This is a genomic window from Pseudomonas abietaniphila, assembly GCF_039697315.1.
GTDB lineage: Bacteria > Pseudomonadota > Gammaproteobacteria > Pseudomonadales > Pseudomonadaceae > Aquipseudomonas > Aquipseudomonas abietaniphila_B.
Genome location: NZ_CP155619.1, coordinates 541,107 through 565,836 on the forward strand (window position 1 = coordinate 541,107; position 24,730 = coordinate 565,836).

The 24,730-nt window shown below is 62.6% G+C and carries 22 protein-coding genes; 10 read left to right on the top strand and 12 right to left on the bottom strand.

The window, feature by feature from the left end:
- Window position 1: 1 nt before the first annotated feature.
- The 7 genes from ABDX87_RS02345 to ABDX87_RS02375 are packed head-to-tail and all read left to right on the top strand — an operon-like array spanning window position 2 to window position 8,450.
- Window positions 2-1,183 (top strand): glycosyltransferase, encoded by a 1,182-nt coding sequence (locus ABDX87_RS02345; protein WP_346831399.1) that lies wholly within the window; start codon window positions 2-4, stop codon window positions 1,181-1,183.
- A gap of 20 nt (window positions 1,184-1,203) precedes the next feature.
- Window positions 1,204-2,493, top strand: a complete 1,290-nt coding sequence (locus ABDX87_RS02350; RefSeq protein ID WP_346833681.1) for a beta-xylosidase — start codon at window positions 1,204-1,206, stop codon at window positions 2,491-2,493.
- A gap of 2 nt (window positions 2,494-2,495) precedes the next feature.
- On the top strand, window positions 2,496-3,710 hold the full coding sequence (locus ABDX87_RS02355) for a glycosyltransferase family 4 protein (RefSeq protein WP_346831400.1): 1,215 nt from the start codon (window positions 2,496-2,498) through the stop codon (window positions 3,708-3,710).
- Window positions 3,701-4,810, top strand: coding sequence for a glycosyltransferase family 4 protein (locus ABDX87_RS02360; RefSeq protein ID WP_346831401.1), 1,110 nt, complete (start codon window positions 3,701-3,703; stop codon window positions 4,808-4,810). Before ABDX87_RS02355 ends, ABDX87_RS02360 begins: the two co-directional genes overlap by 10 nt.
- On the top strand, window positions 4,810-6,207 hold the full coding sequence (locus tag ABDX87_RS02365; RefSeq protein ID WP_346831402.1) for an O-antigen ligase family protein: 1,398 nt from the start codon (window positions 4,810-4,812) through the stop codon (window positions 6,205-6,207). The genes ABDX87_RS02360 and ABDX87_RS02365 overlap by 1 nt, the downstream gene beginning before the upstream one ends.
- A complete protein-coding gene (locus ABDX87_RS02370; protein ID WP_346831403.1) occupies window positions 6,204-7,025 on the top strand; it encodes an acyltransferase in 822 nt (273 codons plus the stop codon). Before ABDX87_RS02365 ends, ABDX87_RS02370 begins: the two co-directional genes overlap by 4 nt.
- A gap of 9 nt (window positions 7,026-7,034) precedes the next feature.
- Complete coding sequence (locus ABDX87_RS02375; RefSeq protein WP_346831404.1) at window positions 7,035-8,450, top strand: lipid II flippase MurJ; 1,416 nt, start codon at window positions 7,035-7,037, stop codon at window positions 8,448-8,450.
- Between the two features lie 11 nt (window positions 8,451-8,461).
- On the opposite strand, the gene ABDX87_RS02380 is transcribed toward ABDX87_RS02375, so the two are convergent.
- From ABDX87_RS02380 to moaB, 9 genes are all read right to left on the bottom strand, one after another.
- Window positions 8,462-9,394 (bottom strand): LysR family transcriptional regulator, encoded by a 933-nt coding sequence (locus ABDX87_RS02380; RefSeq protein ID WP_346831405.1) that lies wholly within the window; start codon window positions 9,392-9,394, stop codon window positions 8,462-8,464.
- Window positions 9,395-9,594: 200 nt separating this feature from the next.
- The gene (locus ABDX87_RS02385; RefSeq protein WP_346831406.1) at window positions 9,595-9,972 is read right to left on the bottom strand and encodes a VOC family protein; all 378 of its coding nucleotides are present in this window, start codon (window positions 9,970-9,972) and stop codon (window positions 9,595-9,597) included.
- A 25-nt stretch (window positions 9,973-9,997) separates the two neighbouring features.
- Entirely contained in the window at window positions 9,998-11,188 is a 1,191-nt protein-coding gene (locus ABDX87_RS02390; protein WP_346831407.1) for a CaiB/BaiF CoA transferase family protein, read from the bottom strand.
- A gap of 106 nt (window positions 11,189-11,294) precedes the next feature.
- Entirely contained in the window at window positions 11,295-12,695 is a 1,401-nt protein-coding gene (locus tag ABDX87_RS02395; protein WP_346833682.1) for an efflux transporter outer membrane subunit, read from the bottom strand.
- 101 nt (window positions 12,696-12,796) lie between these two features.
- Window positions 12,797-13,849, bottom strand: a complete 1,053-nt coding sequence (locus tag ABDX87_RS02400) for an HlyD family secretion protein (RefSeq protein WP_346831408.1) — start codon at window positions 13,847-13,849, stop codon at window positions 12,797-12,799.
- Between the two features lie 26 nt (window positions 13,850-13,875).
- Window positions 13,876-15,402, bottom strand: a complete 1,527-nt coding sequence (locus ABDX87_RS02405) for an MFS transporter (protein ID WP_431061204.1) — start codon at window positions 15,400-15,402, stop codon at window positions 13,876-13,878.
- 273 nt (window positions 15,403-15,675) lie between these two features.
- Complete coding sequence (locus ABDX87_RS02410) at window positions 15,676-16,602, bottom strand: glycosyltransferase (protein ID WP_346831410.1); 927 nt, start codon at window positions 16,600-16,602, stop codon at window positions 15,676-15,678.
- Window positions 16,603-16,692: 90 nt separating this feature from the next.
- Window positions 16,693-17,907 (bottom strand): molybdopterin molybdotransferase MoeA, encoded by a 1,215-nt coding sequence (locus ABDX87_RS02415; protein ID WP_346831411.1) that lies wholly within the window; start codon window positions 17,905-17,907, stop codon window positions 16,693-16,695.
- A 6-nt stretch (window positions 17,908-17,913) separates the two neighbouring features.
- A complete protein-coding gene (gene moaB / locus ABDX87_RS02420; protein WP_346831412.1) occupies window positions 17,914-18,453 on the bottom strand; it encodes a molybdenum cofactor biosynthesis protein B in 540 nt (179 codons plus the stop codon).
- A 78-nt stretch (window positions 18,454-18,531) separates the two neighbouring features.
- On the opposite strand from moaB, the gene mobA reads away from it, so the two are divergent.
- Both mobA and ABDX87_RS02430 read left to right on the top strand, forming a co-directional pair.
- Window positions 18,532-19,125 carry a molybdenum cofactor guanylyltransferase MobA gene (gene mobA / locus ABDX87_RS02425; RefSeq protein ID WP_346831413.1) on the top strand — a complete coding sequence of 198 codons (594 nt, stop codon included), beginning with the start codon at window positions 18,532-18,534 and terminating at the stop codon, window positions 19,123-19,125.
- 88 nt (window positions 19,126-19,213) lie between these two features.
- On the top strand, window positions 19,214-19,438 hold the full coding sequence (locus tag ABDX87_RS02430; protein ID WP_346831414.1) for a YgdI/YgdR family lipoprotein: 225 nt from the start codon (window positions 19,214-19,216) through the stop codon (window positions 19,436-19,438).
- 294 nt (window positions 19,439-19,732) lie between these two features.
- On the opposite strand, the gene ABDX87_RS02435 is transcribed toward ABDX87_RS02430, so the two are convergent.
- The 3 genes from ABDX87_RS02435 to ABDX87_RS02445 are packed head-to-tail and all read right to left on the bottom strand — an operon-like array spanning window position 19,733 to window position 23,515.
- Window positions 19,733-21,025 (bottom strand): NAD(P)/FAD-dependent oxidoreductase, encoded by a 1,293-nt coding sequence (locus ABDX87_RS02435; RefSeq protein WP_346831415.1) that lies wholly within the window; start codon window positions 21,023-21,025, stop codon window positions 19,733-19,735.
- A 10-nt stretch (window positions 21,026-21,035) separates the two neighbouring features.
- Window positions 21,036-22,130 (bottom strand): polyamine ABC transporter substrate-binding protein, encoded by a 1,095-nt coding sequence (locus ABDX87_RS02440; RefSeq protein WP_346831416.1) that lies wholly within the window; start codon window positions 22,128-22,130, stop codon window positions 21,036-21,038.
- Window positions 22,131-22,165: 35 nt separating this feature from the next.
- Entirely contained in the window at window positions 22,166-23,515 is a 1,350-nt protein-coding gene (locus ABDX87_RS02445) for a glutamine synthetase family protein (RefSeq protein WP_431061205.1), read from the bottom strand.
- 264 nt (window positions 23,516-23,779) lie between these two features.
- Between ABDX87_RS02445 and ABDX87_RS02450 the strand changes: the two genes are divergently transcribed.
- Window positions 23,780-24,661 (top strand): helix-turn-helix domain-containing protein, encoded by an 882-nt coding sequence (locus ABDX87_RS02450; RefSeq protein WP_346831418.1) that lies wholly within the window; start codon window positions 23,780-23,782, stop codon window positions 24,659-24,661.
- Window positions 24,662-24,730 lie beyond the last annotated feature (69 nt).

Consider the following 24,730-nt stretch of genomic DNA (forward strand, 5'->3'; position numbering starts at 1 on the left):
CATGCAGATTGCCCTGCTCGCCCCTCTGCCGCCAGAACAGAACGGCATCGCCGATTACGCCGGCCACCTCAAGCAAGCCCTTGAGGAGATGGGGGTGCGGGTCAGAACGCCGCTGCAAGGAGTTGGCAACGATCCCCACGCGGCCCGTCGGCGTGTGGCCGATGCCGACTGGGCCGGCATTGACCTGGTGCATGCTGAAATCGGCGGCGGACGACTGGCCGAATTCCATGCGTTGCGCGCGTTGCGTAAGATGTACCCGCAGTTGCCCCTGACCGCTACGGTTCACGACCCTGAACGTCTTGTCTGGCGTCGGCACAGTTTGCCCTGGCCACTGTCGCTGGCGGCGTCGCTGCGCTCACCCCTGCCTGAAATCGCGACCGTGCTCGCCGACCCGCTCTGCTTGCGCGAGGAACGTCAGCTGGCGCGGCAATTGACCCGACTGGTGACCCTGACCCACATCGGGAATCGCTGCCTGCAACAACGCATGGGGCTGCAACAGGCACAGATGGCGGTGATCCCCCACGGCAATCTGCCGATCACACCGTTGCCGTTGCCTGCTCTGCAACCGCTCAAGCTGCTTTATTTCGGTTTCATCTACCGGGGTAAGGGCATTGAGGATCTGCTCGAATCCCTGGCGCAGCTGTTCGTCGAAAAACCCGCTTTGCGCGCCCGCGTGCGCCTGACCCTGGCGGGCGGCAGTGAGCCTGAAATGGCGTTCGGCCCCTCGGGCAGCTACCTGGAACAACTGCGTCAGCGTATCCGTGAGCTGGGGCTGACAGACCTGATCGGCTGGCACCTGGACCTACCGGCTGCCGATATCCCACGTGTGATCCAGGCGCATCACGTGATGGTGCTGCCGTATCGGGAGTCGAGCAAGCTGAAGATCCTCGGCAAACTGCGCGGCACCAGCGGCGCTCTCTCGTGGGCCACGGCCTGCGGGCGGGGCGTGATCACCTCCGACGCCCGCTCGTTTGCCGAAGAGGTGTCCCACGGTAATGGCGAAATTTATCCGCAAGGCAACGTTCCCGCGCTGACGTCGGCGTTGTCTCGCCTGTGCGAGCAGCCCCAAATCGCCCAGACGTGGGCCGACCGAGCGTCTACGCTGGGACGCGAGCGGGTCTGGAGCCTGACCGCCGAACGTTTTCACACACTTTTCCAACAGGCCTGCGGGGTTCGTCGATGAAGGGCAGAGCGTTACGGGCAATGGCAGTGGTCGGCGTCTGTGCGTTGACGTTGAGCAGTCCGGTGGTGGAGGCCGAGACTGTGTTGCGAGGGCAACGGGCAGTGACCTGGAAGGATTTTCTGGGGGTTAACGTGCAATTCCACTATTTCACCCCGGACATCTACCAGAAGCAGATGGCGCGGCTCGACGAGCTGGGGCTGAACTGGATTCGCTGGACGTTGCACTGGCCGATTCTGGAACCGGCGCCGGGGCAGTACAACCTGGCTGACCTGGACGCCGCGATGGCCGCTGCCGCGCCCCACCACTACAGCACGGTGGCGTACCTGGTAGGTTCGGCAACCTTCGACAGCAGTGGACCGCAGGGCGCGAGCAACGCGGATCAGTACCCGCCACGCGACAACAGCATCTTTGCCGAACGCATGACCGCCCTCGCCCAGCATTACCCGCAAGTCAGCCACTGGCAGGTCTGGAACGAGCCCAACATCATCTGGCTGCCGCAAGCGGATCCCGTCGCCTATTACAACCTGCTGACGCAGACCGCCAGCGCCATCCGCACCGCGTTGCCCGGCAAGCCGATCGTCACCGCCGGCGTCGCCTATTACGGGCAAATGCGCGGCTCCACCGCTTACATGCTGCAATCCATGGTCGACCAGGGCCTGGCCAGTCAAAACATCACGGCGGCCTACCACCCGTATTCCGAATACCCGGAAGGCGACTCGATCGGCGACCGGGATTTTCTGGTGCGTGGCAATGCCCTGAACAAGAGCCTGCATGACGCAGGCGTTAAAGACGTCTGGGCCACTGAATGGGGCTGGTCGAGCTACAAAGGCCCGGTGGAGATGCAGCACATCGTCGGGCTCGACGGCCAGGCCGACTACACGCTGCGCCGGTTGGCCATGATGAGCACGATGGATTATCAGCGCATCTTTCTGTTCAACCTGAGCGATCTCGATCAACGTGCCAGCGCCCGCGATCGAGGCTACGGGCTGGTGGACCTCAATGGCGAACCAAAGCCGGTGTACACCGCGCTGAAAAACTTTTTCGGCATCACCGGCCCGACGCTCATGCCTGCCGATCCACCGCCTGCACTGGCGATCCCCGAAGACCTGTACGCCGTCGCCTGGAACCGTGCGGACGGCGCTCATCTGTTGATGGCCTGGAGCGCCAGCAGCGCGCACCTGAACTTCCCTGGCATCAAGACCGCCACACTGTATGACCCGCTGACCGGCAACCACAGCGAACTGGCCAGCGCAAAGGGCGTCGATGTGCCGCTGACGCCCACCCTGCAAATTCTCGTCTGGAAGCCCTGACCATGCGCATTCTCTGGACATTGCCCTACCTGCCCTGGCCCACCACCAGCGGCGGCAAGACCCGGCAGTATCATCTGCTGCGCAACCTGGCCGCGCGGGGTCATCGCATCACGTTGCTGGTGCAGTCCAAGACCGAACTGGACGACGACACCCGCGCCGCGCTCGAACCGTGGCTGGAGCGGCTGATCGTGATCCCGCGGCGACCGTTGCGCAGCGTTCGCACGCTGCTCGCAGTGGCGTTCGCCAGACCGCCGATGCTCGCCAGCGCGAACGGTTTCTCGGCGCCGCTGCAACAGCAATTCGAAGCCTTGCTGCAAGAGCAATGGGACGTGATCCAGATTGAGCACAGCTACAGCTTTCAGCCCTTCGAAGAGCCGCTACGTCGCACCGGCAAGCACTTCATCATGACCGAACACAACGTTGAATCCGGCCTCGGCGCCGCCAGCTATCACCACTTCCCGGAGTGGGCGCGCCCGTTCACCCGCTTTGATCAGTGGCGTTACAGGCAATGGGAAGCACGCGTGTTCCGCCAGACCCGCGAACTGATCGCAGTCACCGAAGAAGACGCCAAGGGCCTGGCCCGGTTGAGCGCCAGAGCCACGGCGGTGGTGGTCAACGGCGTCGACTGCGATTACTACGCCAAAGTCTCCCCCGACCGCTACAGCCGACGCCTGCTGTTCATTGGCAACTACGAATACGGGCCGAATCTGGACGCTATGGAATGGGCGCTCGAACACATCATGCCCAAGGTCTGGAACCTCGACCCGATGGTGCGCATGACCGTAGGCGGCTATGCGCTGCCTGAAGAATGGAAAGAACGCTGGGCCGATCCGCGCATCGACTGGCTGGGGTTTGTGCCGGACCTGCGCACGGTCCAGAAGGAAGCGGCGATCTTCTTTGCGCCGCTGCGTGAAGGGGGCGGCTCCAAGCTCAAAGTGCTGGAGGCCATGGCCGCGGGCCTTGCAGTGGTCACCACCGAGCAAGGCTGTTCGGGGTTAAACGTGATCAATGGCACGCACTACCTGGGGTGCGAGGACGCACACGGTCTGGCGCTGCTGCTCGTTGAGGCCATCGAGCAACCCGCTCGACTGGCGAAAATCGGCGAGGCGGGCCGTGCCTACGTGCGCAGGCACCATGACTGGTCGGTGTCGGCCGCGCAGCTGGAAGGCATCTACTCTCGGGTTCACCAGCAGGAGGACGCTGACGCATGCGTGTAGGACTGGATTACCGCCCGGCGACTGGCTTTCCCAACAGCGGCATCGGCCGACAGAACATCGCGCTGGAGGACGCTTTCCGCGCACGGCCCGACGTGCAGCTGCAACTGTTCAGCATCGGGCCGCTCGGACATCCGGTTCGCAAGATTGCCCATTGCCCACGCTGGGCGACCCCGCTAAACGGCATTCACCGCTTACCAGAGCGCCTGCGTTTCGAAGCCTTCTTTCTCCCGGAGGCGTTGCGTGATGCGGAAATAGAGGTCTACATGGCCAACCTGAACATGGGGCTTCCAATGGGCCGCAAGCCTGCGGGCATGCGCTACATCCTGCAGCTTCATGACGTCTTCCAGCTGACCCTGAGCAACGCCCACGGATCGAAGATCAAGGCCAAGATCTACGGTCAGACCGATCGGCTGTCCATCGGTCATTCGGTCCGGGTCGCCGACCGCATCTGGACGCCGTCACAGTTCACGGCCGATGAAACCGTACGCCTGTTTCCCCATGCCCGGGACAAGGTACGGGTGCTGCCCAACCTGGTGGAAGGCTTCACCGCCGAACCCGCCGACCTCGAGACCCCGCTGCCCGAGCGTTACTGGTTGTGCGTGGGCACCCGCGAGCCGCGCAAGAACATCCCGTGGTTCGTCGAGGCCTGGCAGATCGCGCGCCGACAGTTTCCAAAAACCCCCGACCTGGTGCTGGTCGGTGGCCCTGCCGGATTGACCGGCACGCAACGTGAGCTGCCCGGTTTGCACATCGTCAGCGGTATCAGCGACGGCCAATTGCATCACGTCTACCGTCAGGCAGACCGCTTGTGGCATCCGTCTTACGGGGAGGGTTTCGGGTTGCCCGTCGTCGAAGCGCTGAGCGTCGGTACGCCGGTTGCGGTCGCCAGCGGTTCCTCCCTGGACGAGGTCACGCCCGACGGCAGCCCACGTTTCGCACCCGACGACCAGGCCGCGCTGGTGCGACTGATGGGCACGCTGTCCACCGAAGAAAAACACGACCCGGCGCCGCTGCTGGCATGGGCTCATCGTTACGGCGTCGAAGCGTATCGCCAGCGTTTCAATGAACTGCTGGACGAGTTGACCGGGGAGCCCGACTGATGCAATTGGCCATGCCCGTAGGCGTGTTCGTCGCACTGCTGTTCGGTGTGCTGGTCTGGGTGCTGCCCGCCATCAAGGTAACGGCGGCACTGATCGGTGTCGCCGCAGTGGTGACGATCATTCGCCGCCCGCTGCGTGGCCTGTTGCTGTTCGGTGTGCTGGCGACCTTTTTGCCCTACGCCACGGTGCAGATCGGCATCCGCACCACGGTGTCGGAAGCCCTGGTGATGCTGATCTGGGCCAGTCTGTTGGCGCATCGGCTGTTTGCCTTGTACAACCCGCCGCTGCAGCTGCTGCGCACCGAACGCTGGTTGATCGCCCTGATGATGTTCAGCGCCCTGCCCTTCGTGGCCGGGCAGTTGACGGTCAACGCCGACGGAAACGGGCCGGTCAACTGGGTGCGCTGGCTGTTCAATCTGTCCCCCCTGTTTCTCGTCCCTCGATTATTGAACGATGAAAAATCCCGTGAACAGATGACGGTCGCGCTTCTGCTGGGGACGCTGTTTCTGTTGCTGCTGTCGATTCCGGTGTACCTGAAGAGCGGCAGCTCGACGGCGATCATCTCGATCATCGGCGGGCTCGGCTACAGTAATCTGGACACTCTCAACGAAGGTTTATCCGGTCTGTCGACGCGTATGGGCACGCCGTGGACGCACCCCAACATCGCAGGCGGTGCATTGGCCATGCTGCTTCCGCTGGCATTCTGCATCGGCGTCACCCGCCAAGGAGCGGTGCGCACGCTGGGCCTGGCGGTGGCCGTGCTGGCGGCTGCCGGTCTGCTGTTCACAGGATCGCGCGGCGCCCTCCTGAGCCTGGTTCTGGTGATGTGCTGGATGGCACGCAGGCGGGTGCCGTATGTCGGCCGGTTACTGATGGCGGGCGTGTTTCTCGGTGCATTGCTGCTGATGTTCTACCCGCCGTTGCAAGAGCGATTGATCGGGCTGTTCTCCAGCAATGACGCCAGTACCGCGATCCGTTTCCAGGAATACTCGCACTTTCCCGACGCCATGAAGGTGTTCCCGCTGGGCATCGGCTTCAAGGTCGACCCACCGGTCCCCGGCACCGGGTTGTGGGGGATTTCCAATCTGTGGCTGAACTACGTCTACAAGCTGGGCATCCCCGGCATGCTGCTGTTCATTGCCGTCACCGTCAGTTGGTGGAAAGAAGCCCGGCTCGACCACAACACCGTGACGCTGAACCGTGACACCGCTTTGTGGCTCGGGACGCGCGCTGGCGTCCTGGCGGCGTTGCTGAGCGGATTCTTTGACCACTATTTCAGCTTCACCACGGTGCTGATTGCGCTGTTCTGGCTGCTGCTCGGGCTGAACCTGCACGAAGCCCGGCGCCTGGAGAAAAAGCGGCACAGCATGGCAACGGAACCAAGGGAGACACCATGAAACACCGCATGATGCATTCTCACGACCTGCGTCAACAATTGCCCGAATATGCGCGCAAGATGGGGGTCAGTGCGGAGGAACTCGAAGGCGCGTACGACTGGATGCTTGAAAACGACGTGTGCTTCGAAACACCGATGAAAGACAAGACCCTGTGTTTCATCAGCTACCTGAACATCGAGCCGCGCATCGAGCATCCCCTCGCCCGCCGCTTTTACCGGCTGCTCGGGAAAGAGACGCCAGGCGCCCTGATTCCGCTGTACGGGATCAACTGGCCGACCCTGCGCGACCGCATGCTGCGCACCTGGGAGCAGGCCTACAACATCCTCATCTGCAAGATCCCCAGCCATACGCTGCGGCTGTTATGGCTGCGCATGGGCGGGGCGAAGATCGGCAAGGGGTCGTCGGTGTGGCGCAACACGGAGATTCTCGGTGTCGATGGCCTGAGGATCGGTGACGACAGCACCGTCGGCTGGCACTGCCAACTGGACGCGCGTGGCGGTCTGATCATCGGTGACCACGTCACCATCGCCTCCCACGTCCTGATCATTGCCGGCGGCCACGACCTCAAGGCCCCCGAGTTCTGGGCGGTCGGCGGCCCGGTGTTCATCCGCGACTACGCCTGGATCGCCAGCCGGGCCCTGCTCTCGTTCGGCGCCGATATTGGCGAAGGTGCGGTGGTCGGCGGCGGTTCGGTGGTGTCCAAAGCGATTCCACCCTACGCCATCGTCAGCGGCCCGAATGCCGAGATCAAAGGCGAGCGCGCCCGAGGCCTCAACTACAAAGTGGGCGGCAAAGGCCTGTTCACGTTGTTCCACTGAGGACAGCCCATGTTCGGTTCGACGCTGTGGCTGACGCTGGCAACCCTGACCGGGCTGGCTGCAGGCTTCGCGCGCGAGTGGCTGCTGGTGGCGGCCTGGGGCGCGGGCGGCCGCAGCGATGCCTTTCTGGTGTCGTTGTTTTTGCCCGAGGCGTTGCGCATGGCGCTGGCCGCCGGTTTGCTCAGCGCCGCCGCCCTACCCTTGTATCAGCAGCGTTCACCGCAGGCACAACACGACTGGCTCGGGGCATTGGCGCCTCGGCTGCTGCTGTGCGGCGTTGGATTGAGTGTGTTGCTCGGGGTCGGTTCGCCTTTCTGGGTACGGTTGATCGGGCCGGGACTGGACGAGTCGGGGTGCGCGCTGGCGTCCGCTTCACTTCAGTGGCTGGCGTGGTCGGCACCGGGGTTTCTGTTGCACGCGCTGCTGTGCGTCCCCTTGCAGGCCCGCTCACGCTTCGTGCTGGCAGGGTTGGGGTCACTGCTGTTCAACCTGCCGCCGGTGATTTACCTGACGCTGATGCGCCACGCCGCTACACCCACAGGACTGGCAAGCGCGTGCGTGCTGGGCAGCCTGCTCATGCCCGCAGCGCTGCTGCCCACGCTGCTTCGCGATGGCTGGACGCCGTGGCGCTTGAGCCGCGCGCCCGGCGCGGGCCGTGAATTGCTGAAGCGCATCGGCCCACTGCTCAGCAGCAACCTGGCGAGCCAGGGCCTTGCCTTGCTGGAACGCATGGTCGCCTCGTTGCTGGGGGAAGGCGCAGTGACGTGGGTCAATCTGGCCCGCAAGCTCATCAACCTGCCCTTGATCGCCCTCATGAGCCTCAATCAGGTGCTGTTGGGGCTCATGAGCGGCACCCAGGGCGATCAACGCATGGCGTTGTTGCGCAAAGGTTTGAGCAGCGCCACGTTGCTGACCGTCCCCGCCGTGGCCGGTTTGATTGGCGCAGCCGGCGCACTGGTGACGTTGCTGCTGCCCCATCAGGCGATCGACAGTCCCTTGCCTGCACTGCTCGCCTGGTTCGCCGTGCCGCTGATGTTTGGTGCCTGGAACGCGTTGCTGGCCCGGTACGCCTACGCAGCGGGCGACACACGCCTGCCGCTACGCTGTGAACTGGCGGGCAGTTTGCTCAATGCCGTCCTGCTGGCGGTGCTGCCGTTTTTCTTCGGCTTGATCGGCATCGCCATGGCGGCCGTGTGCGGCGCGATCCTGACCGGGTTGCTGCTGATGCGTCGTCAGGACCTGTTGATGCATCTGCCGTGGCGTCAGCAGTGGCTGCTGGGCGTCGCGATCATGCTGCTCGCCGCCATCGTGTTGCATCCGCTGAGTAACACCTGGCTGCAACTGGGCCTGAGCAGCGCGTACGGCGCGGTGTTGCTGGCCGGTCTGGCGCTGTGGTTGAGGCCTTGGCGTGCCGTGAGCGCTTGACGTTTCCGGCGCTACCTCTGCGGCCAGATACCCGCGTAATGCGCATTCACTGTGCCGCAGATTTCCTTGACTGTCTGACGCAGCCAGCGGTGTGCCAGGTCCTTGTCGAAACGCGGGTGCCAGGCCTGAACGACCTGAACCGGCTCGAACTCAAGGGGAATCACGAACGGCCGCATGCGCAGCCCCAGCTCGCGCAGCCCCCACAGCACCGTCTCCGGCAAAGAAACGATCCGGTCGGAACTCGCCGTGGAGAAAATTGCGGAGTGGAAATTCGGCGTGGTCAGGGTGACACGCCGAGACAGCCCAAGGCGCTCCAGCGCCAGGTCAATCGGCCCGTGGGGGCGCCCCCGTCGGGACACGCTGACATGGTCGTAACGAGCGAACGTCTGTGGGGTGATCGGCGCGTCGAAGATCGGATGGTCTCCTCGCGCCAGCGCAACAAAACGGGTGGTGAGCAGTTGCTGCACCTTGATTTCAGGCCCGAAGTTACACCGCGCGGTCACGTGCAGGTCAATCCGGCCTTCACGCAGGGCATCGTCGTCACCCTCGCCCTCAGGCGCAAAACGCAGGGTGCTGTCAGGCGCATGGACCCGCAACGCGTCGACCAGTCGCCCGCCAAAGGCGCCGAAGAACACATCGTTGGAGCGCACATTGAAACAGCGCGCCAGCGTGCTCATGTCCACCTCATCCCGCGCCTGGAACACCTCCGTCGCCTGCTCGACCAGGTTGCGCACCTGAGCCTGCAACGCCAGCGCTCTGGGCGTGGGCACCAACCCGCGCCCGGCCCGCACCAGAACCGGATCGCCCAGCGCCTCGCGAATCCGCGTGAGCGTACGGCTCATCGCGGCCGGGCTCAAATGCATGCGCCTGGCGGCACCGACGACACTGCCCTCTTCCAGCAAGGCGTCGAGAGCGATCAGCAGGTTCATGTCAGGCAAAGGCATGGCGCGGTATCCGGTGTCAGTGGACACCGATGATGCGGGAAATGGTGGGGTTTGAGAATAACGGGAGAAGCAGAGGCCGCTCCTCCCTCGGTTGGAATCCGTTTAAGAGGGGTGGTTCGGTCGGAAACAGTCGGGCCGTTAGGCCAAACCTATCAGCCGCTCCCCTCAACAGCGGATGTGTACATGCCCTATGAGCCCTTTTAAACGAGCTCTGAAATCTCAATCAGATTCAGATCAGGATCCCGCACATACACCGACCGAATCGGCCCCGTGGCACCGGTGCGCAGGATCGGCCCTTCGATGATCGGCCACTGCGCCTCGTTCAGCCGCACCACCACCTGCTCCAGCGGAATCGAGGCGATGAAACACAGGTCCAGCGCACCGGGGACCGGCACGTGCGCCTTGGGCTCGAATTCCCGGCCGCGAAGGTGCAGGTTGATTTTCTGATTGCCATACCTGAACGCCATACGGCCCGCGCCAAAGGTTTCCAGCTGCATCCCCATCACACGGGTGTAGAAATCCACGGTAGCCTCGGCGTCGACCGCCGTCAGCACCAGATGGTCAAGATGATCGATCATGGTGTTGCCTCCAGGCAGGTCAGCTTCAAATCAATCCGCGAGCGCGCCACTCGGCACGTTGGCCGGCGTCGATCCCCAGTTGTTCCAGCACCTCATCGGTGTGCTGCCCCAACGTCGGGGCAGGACGACTGACGCCGCCCGGCGTGCTGCCCAGTTTGGGCACGATCCCCGGCAGCGTGACCGGCGTGCCGTCATCCAGCCGACTGTCCAGCAGCATGTCGCGCGCCTTGTAATGCGGGTCACTGGCGATGTCGGAGGCGTCGTAGATCTTGCCCGCGGGAATTCGCTCTGCGGTGAGTTTTGCCAGCACCTCGTCGAGGTCCAGGCTCGCGGCCCAGGCGGAAATCGCCGCGTCGATCAACTCGACCTGCTTCACCCGACCATCGTTGTGCGCGAGCGCCGGGTCAGCGGCCAGATCGGGCCGTTCGATCAAGGCCATCAGACGCTGATAGATACTGTCGCCGTTGCCCGCGATCAACGCATAGCGCCCATCGCGGCAACGGTAGGCATTGGACGGCGCGATGCCCGGCAGGCTGCTGCCCGCGGGCTGGCGCACAGCACCGAACACCGAAAATTCCGGGATCAGGCTTTCCATCATGTTGAAGACCGACTCATACAGCGCCACGTCGATTTCCTGACCTTCGCCACCGTTCTGGTCACGATGGCGGAGCGCGAGCAGCACACCAATGACGCCATGCAGGGCCGACAGCGAATCGCCGATGGAAACTCCGACTCGCACTGGTGTACGGTCCGGCTCGCCCGACAGATGACGCAAACCGCCCATGGCCTCACCGACCACGCCGAAACCCGGACGATCACGGTACGGCCCGGTCTGTCCGTACCCCGATACTCGCAGCATCACCAGTTTCGGGTTGAGCGCATGCAGCTCTTTCCAGCCCAGGCCCCAGCCTTCGAGCGTTCCAGGACGGAAGTTCTCCACCAGCACGTCGGCTTCGGCGATCAGCTTGCGCACGATGTCCTGACCTTCCGGTTCACGCAAATCAAGGGTGACCGAACGCTTGTTGCGTGAGGACACGGCCCACCACACCGACGTACCTTCGTGCAGCAGGCGCCACTTGCGCAGTGGATCACCGGTGCCCGGCGGCTCGATCTTGATCACATCGGCGCCGAACTCACCCAGCATCTTGGCAGCGAAGGGCCCGGCGATCAGTTGCCCGACTTCGATGACCCGGATCCCTTGCAAAGGCTTTTGCATGACATGCCCTTTGTTGTTCTGAAAAGTGAGGGCAATTGTCTGCTCTGCCGCGCGTGATGAAAATGCCTAATTTTCCACAGGGCATTCTGTTTCGCGAAGGCTCGGCTCACCAGCCGCCGCCCAGAGACGTGTATAAACCCACCAGCGCCAGCGTCTGTGCGGTCGCGCTGTCCACCTGCTGTTCCTGACTCGCCAACAATGCCTGCTGCACGGTCAGCACGTTGAGAAAATCCACCGCACCGGCCTTGTACTGCTCCCTGGCGTTGTTCAACGCGATCTGATTCTGCTGCACGGCCTCCTGGAGCGTGTGCTGCTGCAACTGGCTCGCGTTGTACAGGCTCATGCTGTCATCGATTTCCTGCCAGGCACGCAGCACGGTTTTCTGATAATTCAACGCCGCTTCCTGCTCCTGCGCTTCACGCAGATGCAACATGCCGCGCAGCCGCCCGCCTTCGAAAATCGGCACACTCAACTGAGGGCCTATCCCGAACTGGCGAGCGCCCCAACTGCCGAAATCCGCCAGTTGCAGAGACTGGAAACCGACGTTGCCCGACAACACGATCCGAGGATAAAAATCGCCCTCGGCCACCCCGACACTGGCGGCGGCAACGTGCATGCGCGCTTCGGCCTGGCGAATGTCGGGCCTCCGTTGAGCGAGATCCGACGGCAGACCCACCGGAATCGCGGCGGGCAGAGGTGCCATATCGGCGGGTTTTTCCAGCACTGACTGTAAGGTCCGGGGCGTCTGCGCGAGCAACAGGCTCAACGCGTTGATCAACTGCGCCTGACGGTGTTCGAGCAACGGAACCCGTGCTTCGACCGTCGCCACTTGCGCGGCCGCCTGAGCGACGTCCAGGTGCGTCGCGACGCCGTTGGCCAGCCGTGCGTTCGACAATTCCAGGCTGTTGCGCGACACCGCGAGGTTGTCCCGGGTCACGGCGAGGGTGTGTTGCACGCCCCGCAGTTGCAGGTAATCGCGAGCCGTTTCCGCCTGCACCGACAGCAGCACGCCGCGGCGGTCATTGTCAGCGACGGCAACGGTCGCGTCTGCCGCTTCGACTTCGCGCTTGACCCGGCCCCAGAGGTCCACTTCCCAGGAAGCATCGAATCCCCCGTCCCACAGATTGAACGCCGACTTGCCGCTCATGCCGGAGGGATCGCTCAACCCTTCCCCGCTGTTGCGGGCACGCTGGTAACTCATGCCTGCGGAGACGCTCGGCAGTTGATCGCTGGCCACGACCTGGCGTGCAGCGCGGCTTTGCTCAAGCCGTGTGCTCGCGATCTTCAGGTCGAGATTTGCGTTGCTCGCCTGGTCTATCAGCGATGAAAGCAGCGGATCGTTGAACACCTCCCACCAGCGCGGATTGATGGACGTGGCTTGAGGGCGGCTCGCCGCTTGCTCGCCCTGAGTCGGCAGCCAGTCGACCTGAGCCGCACTTTCCGGCGGCTTGAAATCGTGGCCGACCTGACAGGCGGACAGCAGAGCGGACAGCACCGCCGACGCCATTACCCAACGCCCTGCGGCACTGAGCGTGCTCAAGGACGCTGACCGCCCGCCGCTCGACATGTCACTGCCCACGGCTGGGCTCAGCGTCAAGACGAAGCGGCTCATCGGACGCTGACCTCTGCGTCAGGTGCATTGCGGGTATCGATGCTGGCCTCCACCGACATGCCCACCCGCAGGCGACTCAACACGGGTTGCTGCGCGTCCAGGACGATTTTGACCGGCAATCGTTGCACGACCTTGGTGAAGTTGCCCGTGGCGTTGTCCGGCTTGATCGCGGCAAAGGTCACACCGGTCGCGGGGGCGACGCTCTGAACGCGGCCTTTGAGGGTTTCACCGGGAAACGTGTCCACGCGTACCTGAACTGCCTGGCCCGGCGTGACGTCGGTCAGTTGGGTCTCCTGAAAGTTACCCACCACGTACACCTGATCCAGCGGCACCACCGACAGCAGCCGCGCACCAGGGGTGACGTAGTTGCCGACGCGTACGGCGCGTTCGCCGACCATGCCGTCCACCGGCGCGACAATGCGCGTGTAGGACACTTGCAACTGCGCCTGATCATGCGCGGCTTGCGCGCGTTTGAGCCCCGCTTCGGCGGCGTGTTGCTGCGCGGTCAGGATATCGACCTGTTTACGGTCAGCCGCCAGCGAGGCCACCGCGCTGTTCTGCCGCGCCCGCGCCGTGTCGATCCGGTTGCGCGCCTGTTGTGCATTCTGCACCGTGCCCGCGCCCATGCCTGCCAGATGCGCATAACGCGCCTGCTCCTGCTCGGCGAAGGTCACCTCGGCCTTGCTGGCAGCCAACGCCGCTTCAGCCTGAGCGATCACCGAAGCCTGGCGTTGCAGCACCGCGCTTGCCTGTTCGTACTGCGCCTTGGCCGTCAGCACCTCAGCCTGGGAGGCCGCCAACGCCGTCAGGAAATCCCGATCGTCGATCACAGCCAGCAACTGGCCCGCCTTGACCTGTTGGTTGTCTTCTACCAGCACCTGGCTGATGAAACCGGCGACCTTGGGTGCGACGTTCGAATAGTCGGCAGCGATGTAGGCGTCGTTGGTGCTCTGATGCCCACTCGTGCCAGTGAAACCGTAGATACTGGCAGCCGCCACCGCGATCACGGCGCCGCACACGGCCAGGGTTTGCTTGGAGGTCATGCTCATAAAAAGTGCTCTCAAACGTCTTGAATTCAGACGGCTGCGCGTGGCGGGTAGACCCGGCTCGGCATCAGCGGGATGAGCAGGATCAGCGCAGCTGCCACCCAGCCCATGCAGAAATAAAGGTCGATGCTGGTCAGGGTCACGACCTGCTCGTGAATGCGGTGCGCCAGTGACGCCAGCGCGTCCTGTCCAGCCAGCTCCGGCGTGTTGCCCAAACGATCCACCAGCACGCTGGAGTGAAAGTGCTGACGCGAGGTCGTCAGGGCATCCAGCACCCCGGTCGCAATCACCGAGGCCAGGCCGCGCACGGTGTTGAACCACGCCGAGGCAAAGGGACCGTCGGGCGGCGCAATGCCGCCCGTGGCTTGCATCAGCAATGGCAGGACGGCCATGGGTTGCCCGACCACCTGCAGCAGTTGCAGTGCGTAGAAGTTGTCGCGAATCCACTCCGGGCTCATCCGGGTCGCGGCGAAGCAATACAACGCCAGCACGCCCAGTCCGGCGGTCAGTACCCATCTGCAATCGATACGACGGATGTTGCACAGGGCGGCGACCAGCGGCAGCACCAGCAGTTGCGGCAACGCGACGAGAAGCATCATTGGCGCTGTCTGCAACGGCCGGTACCCATGCACCTGCGCCAGGTACGCTGAGGGAATTGAGCCTGTCGCGGTGAGCACCACCAGCACGCCACCGAGTGTGATCAGCGCGTGAGACAGGTTGAGATTGGAGAGCATCTGCAGCTTGAAGAACGGGATGGGCGCGAACCACTCATTGACCAGGAACAGCACCAGCAGCAGCAACCCGCCACAGAGCAACCCGGTGATCAGCGTCGACTCGAACCAGTCCAGACGGTTGCCCTGCAAGAGACCCGTGACCAGCATGCAGATCGCCGGCGTCCCCAGCAGCACGCCACGCCAGTTGAACGAATTGAACCGGTCAAGGCGCAGTGGGTCCTGTGGAATGCCGTGGGCAATGGCAATCATCGCCACCACACACGGCGCGATGACCTGCCAGAAGGTCCAGTGCCAATTGAAATAGTCAGTCCACAACGCAGCCAGCGGTGTGCCGAGACTGGGCGCGAAGGTGGCCGTCAGCGCATAACCCGCCAGACCATAGAGTTTGATGCCTGGCGGCAGAAATCGCAGCGCCACGGTCATCAGCATCGGTGGCAGGCAGCCGGCCGCAAGTCCCTGCAGGGCGCGCAGCAGCAGAAAGCTGCAATAGTCGGGTGCCAATGGACACAGCAGCGCCAGCACGATAAACACCGCAATGGCCCCGAGGGTGAAGCGGCGCAAGGACAGGGTGACGGCGAACCAGGGAGCGAATGCGGTGGCGGTCAACGAGGTGGCCGAATACAGCGAGGTAACCCATGTGGCTTCGTCGTAGCCGATGAACATCGCCCCGCGAATGTCTGCCAGGGCGATGCGAGTCACACCTTCGTTGATCCCCGCGACGAGCACCGCGATCAGTACACCCACCAGACCGGTGATGGTTTGCAGACCGAACGCGGTGGGCGCCGGGGCTTTAAGCGGCGCCACGCTGGCAGCCGCCGTCACGGCCGGGCACGCAGGTTTTTGCGCGGCGCACCGATCAACGCATCGCGAGACATAGGCAATCAACTCCGGGAACAGGGTTTATGCCTGGGAGTTTAAAAAAACCTGGGGATGAGAAAAATTAACATTTGAGCAGTGTATGAGTGCACCAGACGCACGAATCCAGCCACATCGCTGTTGCTGGAGCCAGGTCATGAAGCCTGAGGTGCGACTGTAGGCTGCGCACTCACGCGTACTCTGCGCGACAAGTCATCGGTTACGCGGGCAGCAAAGGAGTCACGCGTTCTCGCTGTCCCAAAACCGTTTGTACATCCCCAGTTTGCGTTTCAACGGCCGCGACAACCTGGCCTCCTCCTTGCCCAGTTTGAACGCCAGCAATTTCAAGCCGTTGCGCACGAACGATGCTGGCCAGAGGTACCAGCGTCGCAGGCCGAGAAAATCCAGTTCGGACTTCACGTAGCGAAATCCCTCCCCTCGCACACCGCCGAACCGCGCGTGAATCCAGGACTCACGGGCCTGAAAGACGCCAATGTCGAAGTACCGGCGAAACTCTTCGCGCAGGGTGTAGTTGTGCGAGTGACGGCAAACGGCGGAGCCTTGATAGGCGACTTTCCAATGGGTGAGCAGCATCTTTGCCGCCACGTACATGTCTTCGGACAGAATCACATGCCGAGGGAAGCCGCCCACCGCGCGCAAGGCATCGCGGCGGTAGGCAGAAAACGAGTTGGACATGAACGGCACCTTGATGCCCAGCTCCGGCACGTCGTCCATGCTCTTGATCCGAGACACCGGCGGGTAGTTGAACCAGCGGGCATGCTGGGACAGGACGGTGGCGTCCAGGTGCGGCAATTGACGCCCGCAGACCGCGCCGACCAAGGGGTCCTCGAACGGCGTCAGGATGTTTTCAACCGCACGCGGGTCTTCGAGATAAGCATCCTGGGTCAGGTAGACGAAGACGTCGTACCGGGGATGAGTCTCGGCCATCATCTGTCGGGTGCCACCGTGATTGAAATCCTTGCTGTCGATCTGGATCACGTCGTTGCAACGTGAGCGCGCCAGCTCCAGCGTGCCGTCAGTGGAGCTGGAATCAACGATCAAGGTGTCGAATTCTGCGGTCTGGGCCCAGAGAGAATCGAGCAAACGCTCAAGCTCCCTGCGCCCGTTGTACGTCGGGATCACACAGGCCACGCGCAAAGACTGCATAACAATACTCCGAGGCAAATGCTGGATGCCTATTTGTCATGACACGCTTTGAGGGTAGCGCAGGATTTCGAGATTGGATCCAGCCGCTTGTCAGCCCATGACCTCGCTCATCGGGATGAAGTTGAGCAAGTCACCTTCGGCAACCGTGGTGCCTTCGATCACTTCAATCAAGCCATCGGCCCACGCCGCACTGCGCAGCACGCCCGAGCTTTGGTTGCGGTAAGCGATCAGACGCCCTTGCTCCAGACGCCCGCGCAGGTACTCGCGACGGTTGCCAGGCTTGTCCCAGACAAACCCGGCGGGCACCTTGAATTGCAGCGGTTTGACGTCTTGCACGCCCAGACGGCGCAGCAGATAAGGCCTGGCCAACAGCGCAAAGGTCACCAGCGTCGAAGCCGGATTGCCGGGTAAACCGATCACCGGTACGCCGCGAAAATGACCAAAGGTCAGGGGTTTTCCCGGCTTGATCGCCAGTTTCCACAGCGCAATTTCACCCTCCTCACGCAATGCATGGCCGAGGAAATCCGCCTCGCCCACCGACACACCGCCCGTTGAAAGAATCAGGTCCACGTCACCCAGTGCGGCCAGCGCCGCGCGGGTCTTTTCAAGGTCGTCCGGTAGAATCCCGGCATCCACGACCTCGCAGCCCAGACGCTTGAGCCAGCTGCACAGCAACACGCGATTGCTGTTGTAGATCTGCCCCGGTCCCAACGGCAGACCCGGCTCGATCAACTCGTCGCCGCTGGACAACACAGCGACCCGGGCGCGCCGGACAACGTCCAGTTGCCCCAGGCCTAATGTGGCCGCCAGTCCCAGCTCGATGGACGTCATGACCGTGCCTGCGTCGAGCACCTTGTCGCCAACGGTGGTCTCCTGGCCTTTGGGACGGATGTTCTGCAGGGCCCTCAACGGCTCAAGGAAACGCACACGCGCATCGGGCTGAACCTCGGCGTTCTCCTGCATTTCCACGCAGTCCGCGCCTTCGGGCACCGGAGCGCCGGTAAAGATCCGCGCACACGTGCCCGGCTGCAAGGGTTGCGGCGCCTGACCCGCGAAAATCCGCTGGCTGACCGGCAACGGTTCCCCGGTCCAGTCGGCCATCCGCAGCGCGTAGCCGTCCATGGCGCTGTTGGGCCACGGCGGCAGGTCCAGCGTGGAAATCAGGTCATCGGCGAGTACCCGGCCCTGTGCATCGGCCAGTACCACCGTTTCACGCTCGGTGATCGACGTGGCTTCGGCCAGGCTCATCAAGCGTTCCATGGCTTCTTCCACCGGAATCAGGCCACGCATTTCAGGCTTGCTCATGGGTTCTCATCCACGGGTTGCGCACGGTTCAGCTTTCTTCAGGTGAGGCACGAAGTTGCACGGGCGAAAACTGTTGTTCAACTGATCGGCAAGGATGCCGTCCCAGCCCGTGCGCACCGCATTGGTCGAACCTGGCAGGCAGCAGACCAGCGTGCCATTGGCCAGGCCCGCCAGCGCCCGGGACTGAATGGTGGAGCTGCCGATGTCCGGTACCGAGATCTGGCGAAACAGCTCGCCAAAACCGTCGACCTGTTTGTCCAGCAGACACGCCACGGCTTCAGGCGTGCTGTCGCGACCGGTGAAACCGGTACCGCCGGTGATCAGCACCACTTGCACCGAGTCGTCTGCAATCCAGGTCGCGACCTGAGCGCGGATCTTGTACAGATCGTCCTTCAACAGCACGCGGTCGATCAACCCGTGACCGGCGGCGGTCAGGCGATCGACGAACATCTGTCCGGAGGTGTCATTTTCAAAAGTGCGGGTGTCGCTGACGGTCAAAACAGCAATGTTCAACGGCACAAAAGGTGTGTCAGCCTTGGCTTTCATCGGCGAGGTCCAGTTGTAGGGGAAACAGACCGGTGTTATATCACAGCACTCCTTTTTTCTCCGCTGACCGAGTTCGCCATGACTGCTCCCGACGCCCTACCGCCCTGCTCGATTCTGCTGTTGGCCGGGGGTCGGGGGCAGCGCATGGGCGGACGCGACAAAGGCCTGATCGAATGGCGCGGCGAGCCGCTGATTCAGCACCTGCACCGCCTGACTCGTCCCTTGACCGACGACCTGATCATTTCCTGCAACCGCAACCGTGAGCAGTACGCGCGTTTCGCCGATCAACTGGTGCAGGACGACGAAAGCGATTTTCCAGGGCCGTATGCCGGGATTCGCGCGGGGCTGGCGGTGGCGCGTCATGCGTACCTGCTGGTGATGCCATGCGACTCGCCGCTGCTGGATGTCGGATTGCTGGAGGGTCTGCGGCGCATGGCGCTGGCGCACCCCGGCAAGCCGGTGATGGTGCGTCAGGGTGAGCAATGGGAGCCCTTGTTGTGTTGCATACCTGCGGTTCACGCGCCGGTGTTCGAGGCGCATTGGCAGCAGGGCCAGCGCAGCCCGAGGCGGACTATGACCGACCTGGGCGCCGTGCCATTTCAATGTCCGGCGCAAGATCCACGGCTGGCGAATCTGAATACGCCGGATTTGTTGATCGATGTCAGGCCTTGAGGCGACAAATCAGGTTTCATGGAACTTTGCTGATCCCCTCTGCGTCAGAAACTTCACTACATAAAGAATTACCCTCGGAGACACAGTAATGAAACAACGGACCCTTCCTGCAGCCTTCCTGCTCGCACTTGGCCTGGCTTCCCTTGCCGGTTGCTCCTCGCCGACTGTGATCACCCTGAATGACGGCCGTGAGATCCAGGCTACGGATGCGCCGAAATATGACGAAGAATCCGGCTTCTATGAGTTCAAGCAATTGGACGGCAAAGAGACCCGTATCAACAAGGATCAGGTTCGTACTGTAAAAGAACTGTGATGTTTGATTGATTCAAAAAACCCGCCTTGATTGGCGGGTTTTTTTTGGGTTCTTGTCTAGTTTTGGCGCGGAATTTTGGTCTGGAGTGCTGCGGTATGAAGATCAACAACGAAACGCGCTTATGCGTTTGATCGTTCCCACGCTCCGCGTGCTAACGCAGCGTCTGACGCTCTGCGTCAGCGGGGACGCAGAGCGTCCTGGCAGGCAATTCCACGCAGAGCGGGGGAACGATCAAACACTCGAATCCGCAGAATGAGTAGAGTTAGGTACACCCACCAGCGTCCCGCCCTACCCTCAAATCAACTCCTTGAACCGATACCACATCATCCCCAACGCTAACAGCGGCGAACGCAGCCGCTCCCCGCCGGGAAATGTGCGGTGCGGAACCCTGGCAAACAACTCCACCGCCCGACTGTCCCGCTCGGCAATCGCCTGTGCCAGAATCCGCGCCGCAAAATGCGTGACGTTCAAACCGTGCCCCGAATAACCCTGTGCGTAAAACACATTCGGCGCCTTCGGCAAATACCCGATCTGCGGAAAGCGATTGGCACTGATACCGATCATCCCGCCCCATTGAAAGTCAATTCCCACACCCTTCAACTGCGGGAACACCCGCTCCATCTTCGGCCGCATGTAATCAGCGATGTTCGCCGGATCACGCCCCGAATAATTACAGGCCCCGCCGAACAACAGCCGGTTGTCCGCCGACAACCGGTAATAATCCAGCGCCACCCGCTGGTCACACAACGCCATGTTCTGCGGGATCAACGCCCTCGCCCGCGCCTCGCCCAACGGCTCGGTGGCGATGATGTAACTCCCGGCCGGCAGGAGCTTGCCCGTCAGTGCCGGCTCCAGCTTTTCGAGAAACGCATCGCACGCCAGCACCACCTGACCCGCCGAGACCTGACCATGATCGGTGAACACCTGGACCTTCGAACCGTGCACGATCCGGCGCACCGGGCTCGCCTCGTACAGGATCGCCCCCTTCGCTTCCGCCAGCCGCGCCTCGGCCAGGATCAGCTTGAGCGGGTGCAAATGCCCCGAGCCCATGTCGATCAACCCACCGACATAGGCGGATGAATTCACCACTTCGTGTAGCGCGTGTTTTTCGACCAGCCGCAGCGGGTGCGGATAGCCCTGGGCCGTCAGCGCGTCCAGTTCCTCCTGCAATCCCTTCCAGTGCGACTGAGTGTTGGCCAAGTCGCAATACCCCCAACGCAGGTCGCACGCCAGGCCGTTGTCGTTCACCCGCTGGCGCACGATGTCGACCGACTCGGAACCCGCCTGCTGCAAATACCGCACGCCTTCCTTGCCGACCCAGCGCTCGACGCCGCTGACGTCATGCCCCAGGCCACGAATCAACTGCCCTCCATTGCGGCCACTGGCGCCCCAGCCGATGCGCTGCGCCTCCAGCAGCACCACCGACATCCCGCGTTCGGCCAGTTCCAGCGCGGTGTTCACCCCTGTGAATCCACCGCCGATGATACAGACATCGGCGCTGATGGCGGTGTCCAAAGAGGCGCGCTCAGGTTCGAGCGCGACCGACGCGGCGTAGTACGAACCCGTGTGTGGCAGTGCAGCAGGCATAAAGCGTTCCTTAGCGATTGGATTTGATGTCGGTCCACTTGCGCGTCATCAGGCGCAAGGTCGCAGGTTTCAATTCCGAGGAGATGTAAAACCGGCTAATCACCTCAGACGTCGGGTAGATCGACGGGTTCTCGGTGATTTCCTTGCCCATCAGCGCATTGGACGCAGGGTTCGGGTTGGCGTAACCGACCGTCTCACTGACTTTGGCGATGACCTGCGGTTCGAGCAGGTAGTTGATGAATGCCAGCGCCTCTTTCGGGTGCTCAGCGTCCTTGGGAATCGCCAGCATGTCGAACCAGACGTTGGCCCCTTCCTTGGGAATGGAGTAGGCGATGTTCACGCCATTCTTCGCTTCTTCAGCACGGGACTTGGCCTGCAAAACATCGCCGGAATAACCGAACGCGACGCAGATGTCGCCGTTGGCCAGGTCCGACACCCATTTGGAGGAGTGGAAATAGGTGATGTACGGGCGCACTGCTTTGAGCTTCGCGGTCGCCGCGTCGTAGTCCTTGGCGTTCTCGCTACGCGGGGAAAGGCCCATGTAGTTGAGCACGGCGGGGAACACTTCATCGGGCGAGTCCATGTAGGAAACGCCACACTTCTGCAGTTTCTTCATGTTCTCGGGCTCGAATAACACCGCCCAGGAATCGATGGTGTCGACACCAAGTACGGCCTTGACCTTGTCCACGTTGTAGCCGATGCCATTGGTGCCCCACAGGTACGGCACGGCGTACTGGTTGCCCGGATCGTTGGCCTCCAGTTGCTTCATCAGTTGCGGGTCAAGGTTTTTCCAGTTCGGCAATTGGCTCTTGTCGAGCTTCTGGAACGCCCCGGCCTTGATTTGCCGACCCAGGAAGTGGTTCGACGGCACGACCACGTCGTAGCCCGAACGGCCGGTCAGCATCTTGCCTTCCAGCGTCTCATTGGAGTCGAACACGTCATAGGTCGGCTGGATGCCGGTGGCTTTCTGAAAATCCTCCAGCGTCGTCGGACCGATGTAATCGGACCAGTTGTAAATCTTCACGGTGTTGCCTTCGGCGTGCGCCTGGGTGACTGCGCCAGCGAGCATGGCCGGCAGAAACAGCGTGGTAACGATCAACTTCATGGTGCCCCCAACGTCAATGGAAAAGACCGCTGCGCTTAGACGCTCATCATCAGGAACTGGCGTTCCCATGAGCTGATCACGCGCTTGTAGTTTTCATGTTCGGCGCGTTTGACCGCGACGTAACCCTGCACGAACTTGTCGCCGAGGACCCTGCGCACCGCAGCGCTGGCTTCCATGCGTTCCAGCGCGTCTTCGATGGTCAATGGCAGGCGCAGGTTGCGTCGTTCATAGCCCCGGCCCTGAACCGGGGCGCTCGGGTCGCAGCCTTCGATCATGCCCATGTAGCCGCACAGCAGGCTGGCGGCGATGGCCAGGTACGGGTTGGCGTCAGCGCCCGGCAGACGGTTTTCGACCCGCCGCGCCTGCGCGTTGGACGCCGGCACACGCAAGCCGACGGTGCGATTCTCCTCGCCCCATTCCACGTTGACCGGCGCCGAGGTATCCGGCAGAAAACGGCGGAACGAGTTGGCGTTCGGCGCGAACAGCGGCAGCACTTCGGGGATGTAGCGCTGCAGGCCGCCGATGTGTTGCAGAAACAGTTTGCTGGGCTCGCCTTCGGGCGTGCTGAAGACGCTCAGGCCGGTCTTGATGTCGACCACGCTCTGATGCAGGTGCATGGCGCTGCCGGGTTCGTCGGTGATCGGCTTGGCCATGAAGGTCGCCGCCACATCATGCTTGAGTGCCGCCTCGCGCATGGTGCGTTTGAACACTGTGATCTGGTCGGCCAGGTCCAGCGCGTCGCCATGACGGAAGTTGATTTCCATCTGCGCCGGGCCGTCTTCGTGGATCAGCGTGTCCAGGTCCAGCCCTTGCGCCTCGCACCAGTCGTACACGTCTTCGAACAGCGGATCGAATTCGTTGGCCGCTTCGATGGAGAATGATTGACGCCCGCTCTCGGGACGCCCGGAACGTCCGGTCGGCACTTGCAACGGCAAGTCCGGGTCCGCGCAGCGCTGGGTCAGGTAGAACTCCATCTCCGGCGCCACCACCGGCCGCCAGCCCTGCGCGGCGTAGAGCTCCAACACTTTCTTGAGCACGTTGCGTGGCGACAACTCGATGGGATTGCCGTAGCGATCAAAGGTGTCGTGAATGACCATCGCCGTCGGCTCGATCGCCCAGGGCAGCACGTAGACCGCCTGCGGATCGGGGCGGCAGGTCATGTCGATGTCGGCCGGATCGAGCAGGTTGTAGTAGATGTCGTCGTCGACGTAGTCGCCGGTCACGGTCTGCAGCAGCACGCTTTCGGGCAGGCGCATGCCGTGTTCGTTGAGGAATTTGTTGGTAGGCAGAATCTTGCCGCGGGCGATGCCGGTCAGGTCGCTGACCACGCATTCGACTTCGGTGATGCCGTAGCTTTTCAACCACTCGGCGAGTGGGTCTTTCACGCTGCTGTCCATGGGACCTCTGGGGGTGACGACGAATCGTGGCGCGGTGGGCATTGGCCCGAGCGCTGTGCTGGGCCCTATGCTGGAAGATCGTCAAGCCGCCGGTCTATCCACTTTCGCGCCACCTGCCCGCCCTGTTTTGGTGCGGGCGCAGATTCAGCCAGCGGTCGCCGAAAGCCCCGGAAAGCGCGGCTTGCGGGGCGCAAAGGTGGGCTGCTATGGTGCCCGCACCTCATAACAACAGCGCTCAAGCGCAGGCCATTTATGTCGGTCAAGGTATTCGAAACCGTCGCCGCCGATCAGCAAGGCACTTCATACGCGGGCTGGAGCCTGCACTACGCGCAGATGTCTTCGGGGCAGTTCAAGGGCCGGCTGGTCGAGGCGGAACTGGGCGGCGTGCAAGTCTACGAAGAGCACATGAATACCCGCATCGAGCAGTATTACAAGGCGCCGAGCGATGCCTTGGTGTTCAGCTTCGACATGGCCGACCGCGCGCTGTACCTGCTAGACGCCAGCACGCAGAACCTGTGGATCACACCGGAGAACTATCGCGAAATCGCCGTGGTGATCAGACAGCACAGCCTCGGCACCCGCCATCTGCACCGCACCTTCGAAGACCTGTTGCTGACACCGCTCACGTCGACTCACGGCGCCTTGTTCAGTGGCTGGCTGAGCACAATGCTGACCCGCATGACTCAGGCAGAGAGCACAGAGTCGGTCCACTTGGGGGACCAGTTGATCGAAGATTGTCTGTACGTGCTGGAGCAGTCGGAGTGTTCGCCCGTATCGGGCAGAAACCTGCGCGTGCGTGATCAGCGCAAGATCGTCCAGCGCGTATTCGAACAGGTCAACGCCTACCCAACCGAGAACTTCAGCGTCGCCCAACTGGCCGAGACCGCGGATACCTCGTTCCAGCAGTTACGCAAGGCCTTCAATGAATGCGTCGGCATGGCGCCGACCGCCTGGCTGCGGACTCGACGCCTGAACCTGGCGCGTCAGGATCTTTTGTCAGCCAAGACCGAAGACACCAATGTTGCCGAAGTGGCGATGCGCTATTCGTTCTGGCATCTGGGGCGGTTTGCGGAAACCTACCGGGCGCTGTTCCTGGAATACCCCAGCCAGACCCTGGCTCGGTCTTCTCGATAGCACAGGCAACGCAGGCCGACCCTACTTCTGCCGTCCAATCACCCTTTCCACGCACCTCCCCTTGACGCG

Coding starts and splice junctions, on each gene's coding strand:
- ABDX87_RS02430 (WP_346831414.1), top strand. CDS start 19,214: ATGAAACAACGGACCCTTCCTGCAGCCTTCCTGCTCGCACTTGGCCTG.
- ABDX87_RS02365 (WP_346831402.1), top strand. CDS start 4,810: ATGCAATTGGCCATGCCCGTAGGCGTGTTCGTCGCACTGCTGTTCGGT.
- ABDX87_RS02415 (WP_346831411.1), bottom strand. CDS start 17,907: ATGAGCAAGCCTGAAATGCGTGGCCTGATTCCGGTGGAAGAAGCCATG.
- ABDX87_RS02450 (WP_346831418.1), top strand. CDS start 23,780: ATGTCGGTCAAGGTATTCGAAACCGTCGCCGCCGATCAGCAAGGCACT.
- mobA (WP_346831413.1), top strand. CDS start 18,532: ATGACTGCTCCCGACGCCCTACCGCCCTGCTCGATTCTGCTGTTGGCC.
- ABDX87_RS02395 (WP_346833682.1), bottom strand. CDS start 12,695: ATGGCGTCGGCGGTGCTGTCCGCTCTGCTGTCCGCCTGTCAGGTCGGC.
- ABDX87_RS02350 (WP_346833681.1), top strand. CDS start 1,204: ATGGCAGTGGTCGGCGTCTGTGCGTTGACGTTGAGCAGTCCGGTGGTG.
- ABDX87_RS02400 (WP_346831408.1), bottom strand. CDS start 13,849: ATGAGCATGACCTCCAAGCAAACCCTGGCCGTGTGCGGCGCCGTGATC.
- ABDX87_RS02370 (WP_346831403.1), top strand. CDS start 6,204: ATGAAACACCGCATGATGCATTCTCACGACCTGCGTCAACAATTGCCC.
- ABDX87_RS02360 (WP_346831401.1), top strand. CDS start 3,701: ATGCGTGTAGGACTGGATTACCGCCCGGCGACTGGCTTTCCCAACAGC.
- ABDX87_RS02380 (WP_346831405.1), bottom strand. CDS start 9,394: ATGCCTTTGCCTGACATGAACCTGCTGATCGCTCTCGACGCCTTGCTG.
- ABDX87_RS02385 (WP_346831406.1), bottom strand. CDS start 9,972: ATGATCGATCATCTTGACCATCTGGTGCTGACGGCGGTCGACGCCGAG.
- ABDX87_RS02355 (WP_346831400.1), top strand. CDS start 2,496: ATGCGCATTCTCTGGACATTGCCCTACCTGCCCTGGCCCACCACCAGC.
- ABDX87_RS02435 (WP_346831415.1), bottom strand. CDS start 21,025: ATGCCTGCTGCACTGCCACACACGGGTTCGTACTACGCCGCGTCGGTC.
- ABDX87_RS02440 (WP_346831416.1), bottom strand. CDS start 22,130: ATGAAGTTGATCGTTACCACGCTGTTTCTGCCGGCCATGCTCGCTGGC.
- ABDX87_RS02410 (WP_346831410.1), bottom strand. CDS start 16,602: ATGCAGTCTTTGCGCGTGGCCTGTGTGATCCCGACGTACAACGGGCGC.
- moaB (WP_346831412.1), bottom strand. CDS start 18,453: ATGAAAGCCAAGGCTGACACACCTTTTGTGCCGTTGAACATTGCTGTT.
- ABDX87_RS02345 (WP_346831399.1), top strand. CDS start 2: ATGCAGATTGCCCTGCTCGCCCCTCTGCCGCCAGAACAGAACGGCATC.
- ABDX87_RS02375 (WP_346831404.1), top strand. CDS start 7,035: ATGTTCGGTTCGACGCTGTGGCTGACGCTGGCAACCCTGACCGGGCTG.
- ABDX87_RS02390 (WP_346831407.1), bottom strand. CDS start 11,188: ATGCAAAAGCCTTTGCAAGGGATCCGGGTCATCGAAGTCGGGCAACTG.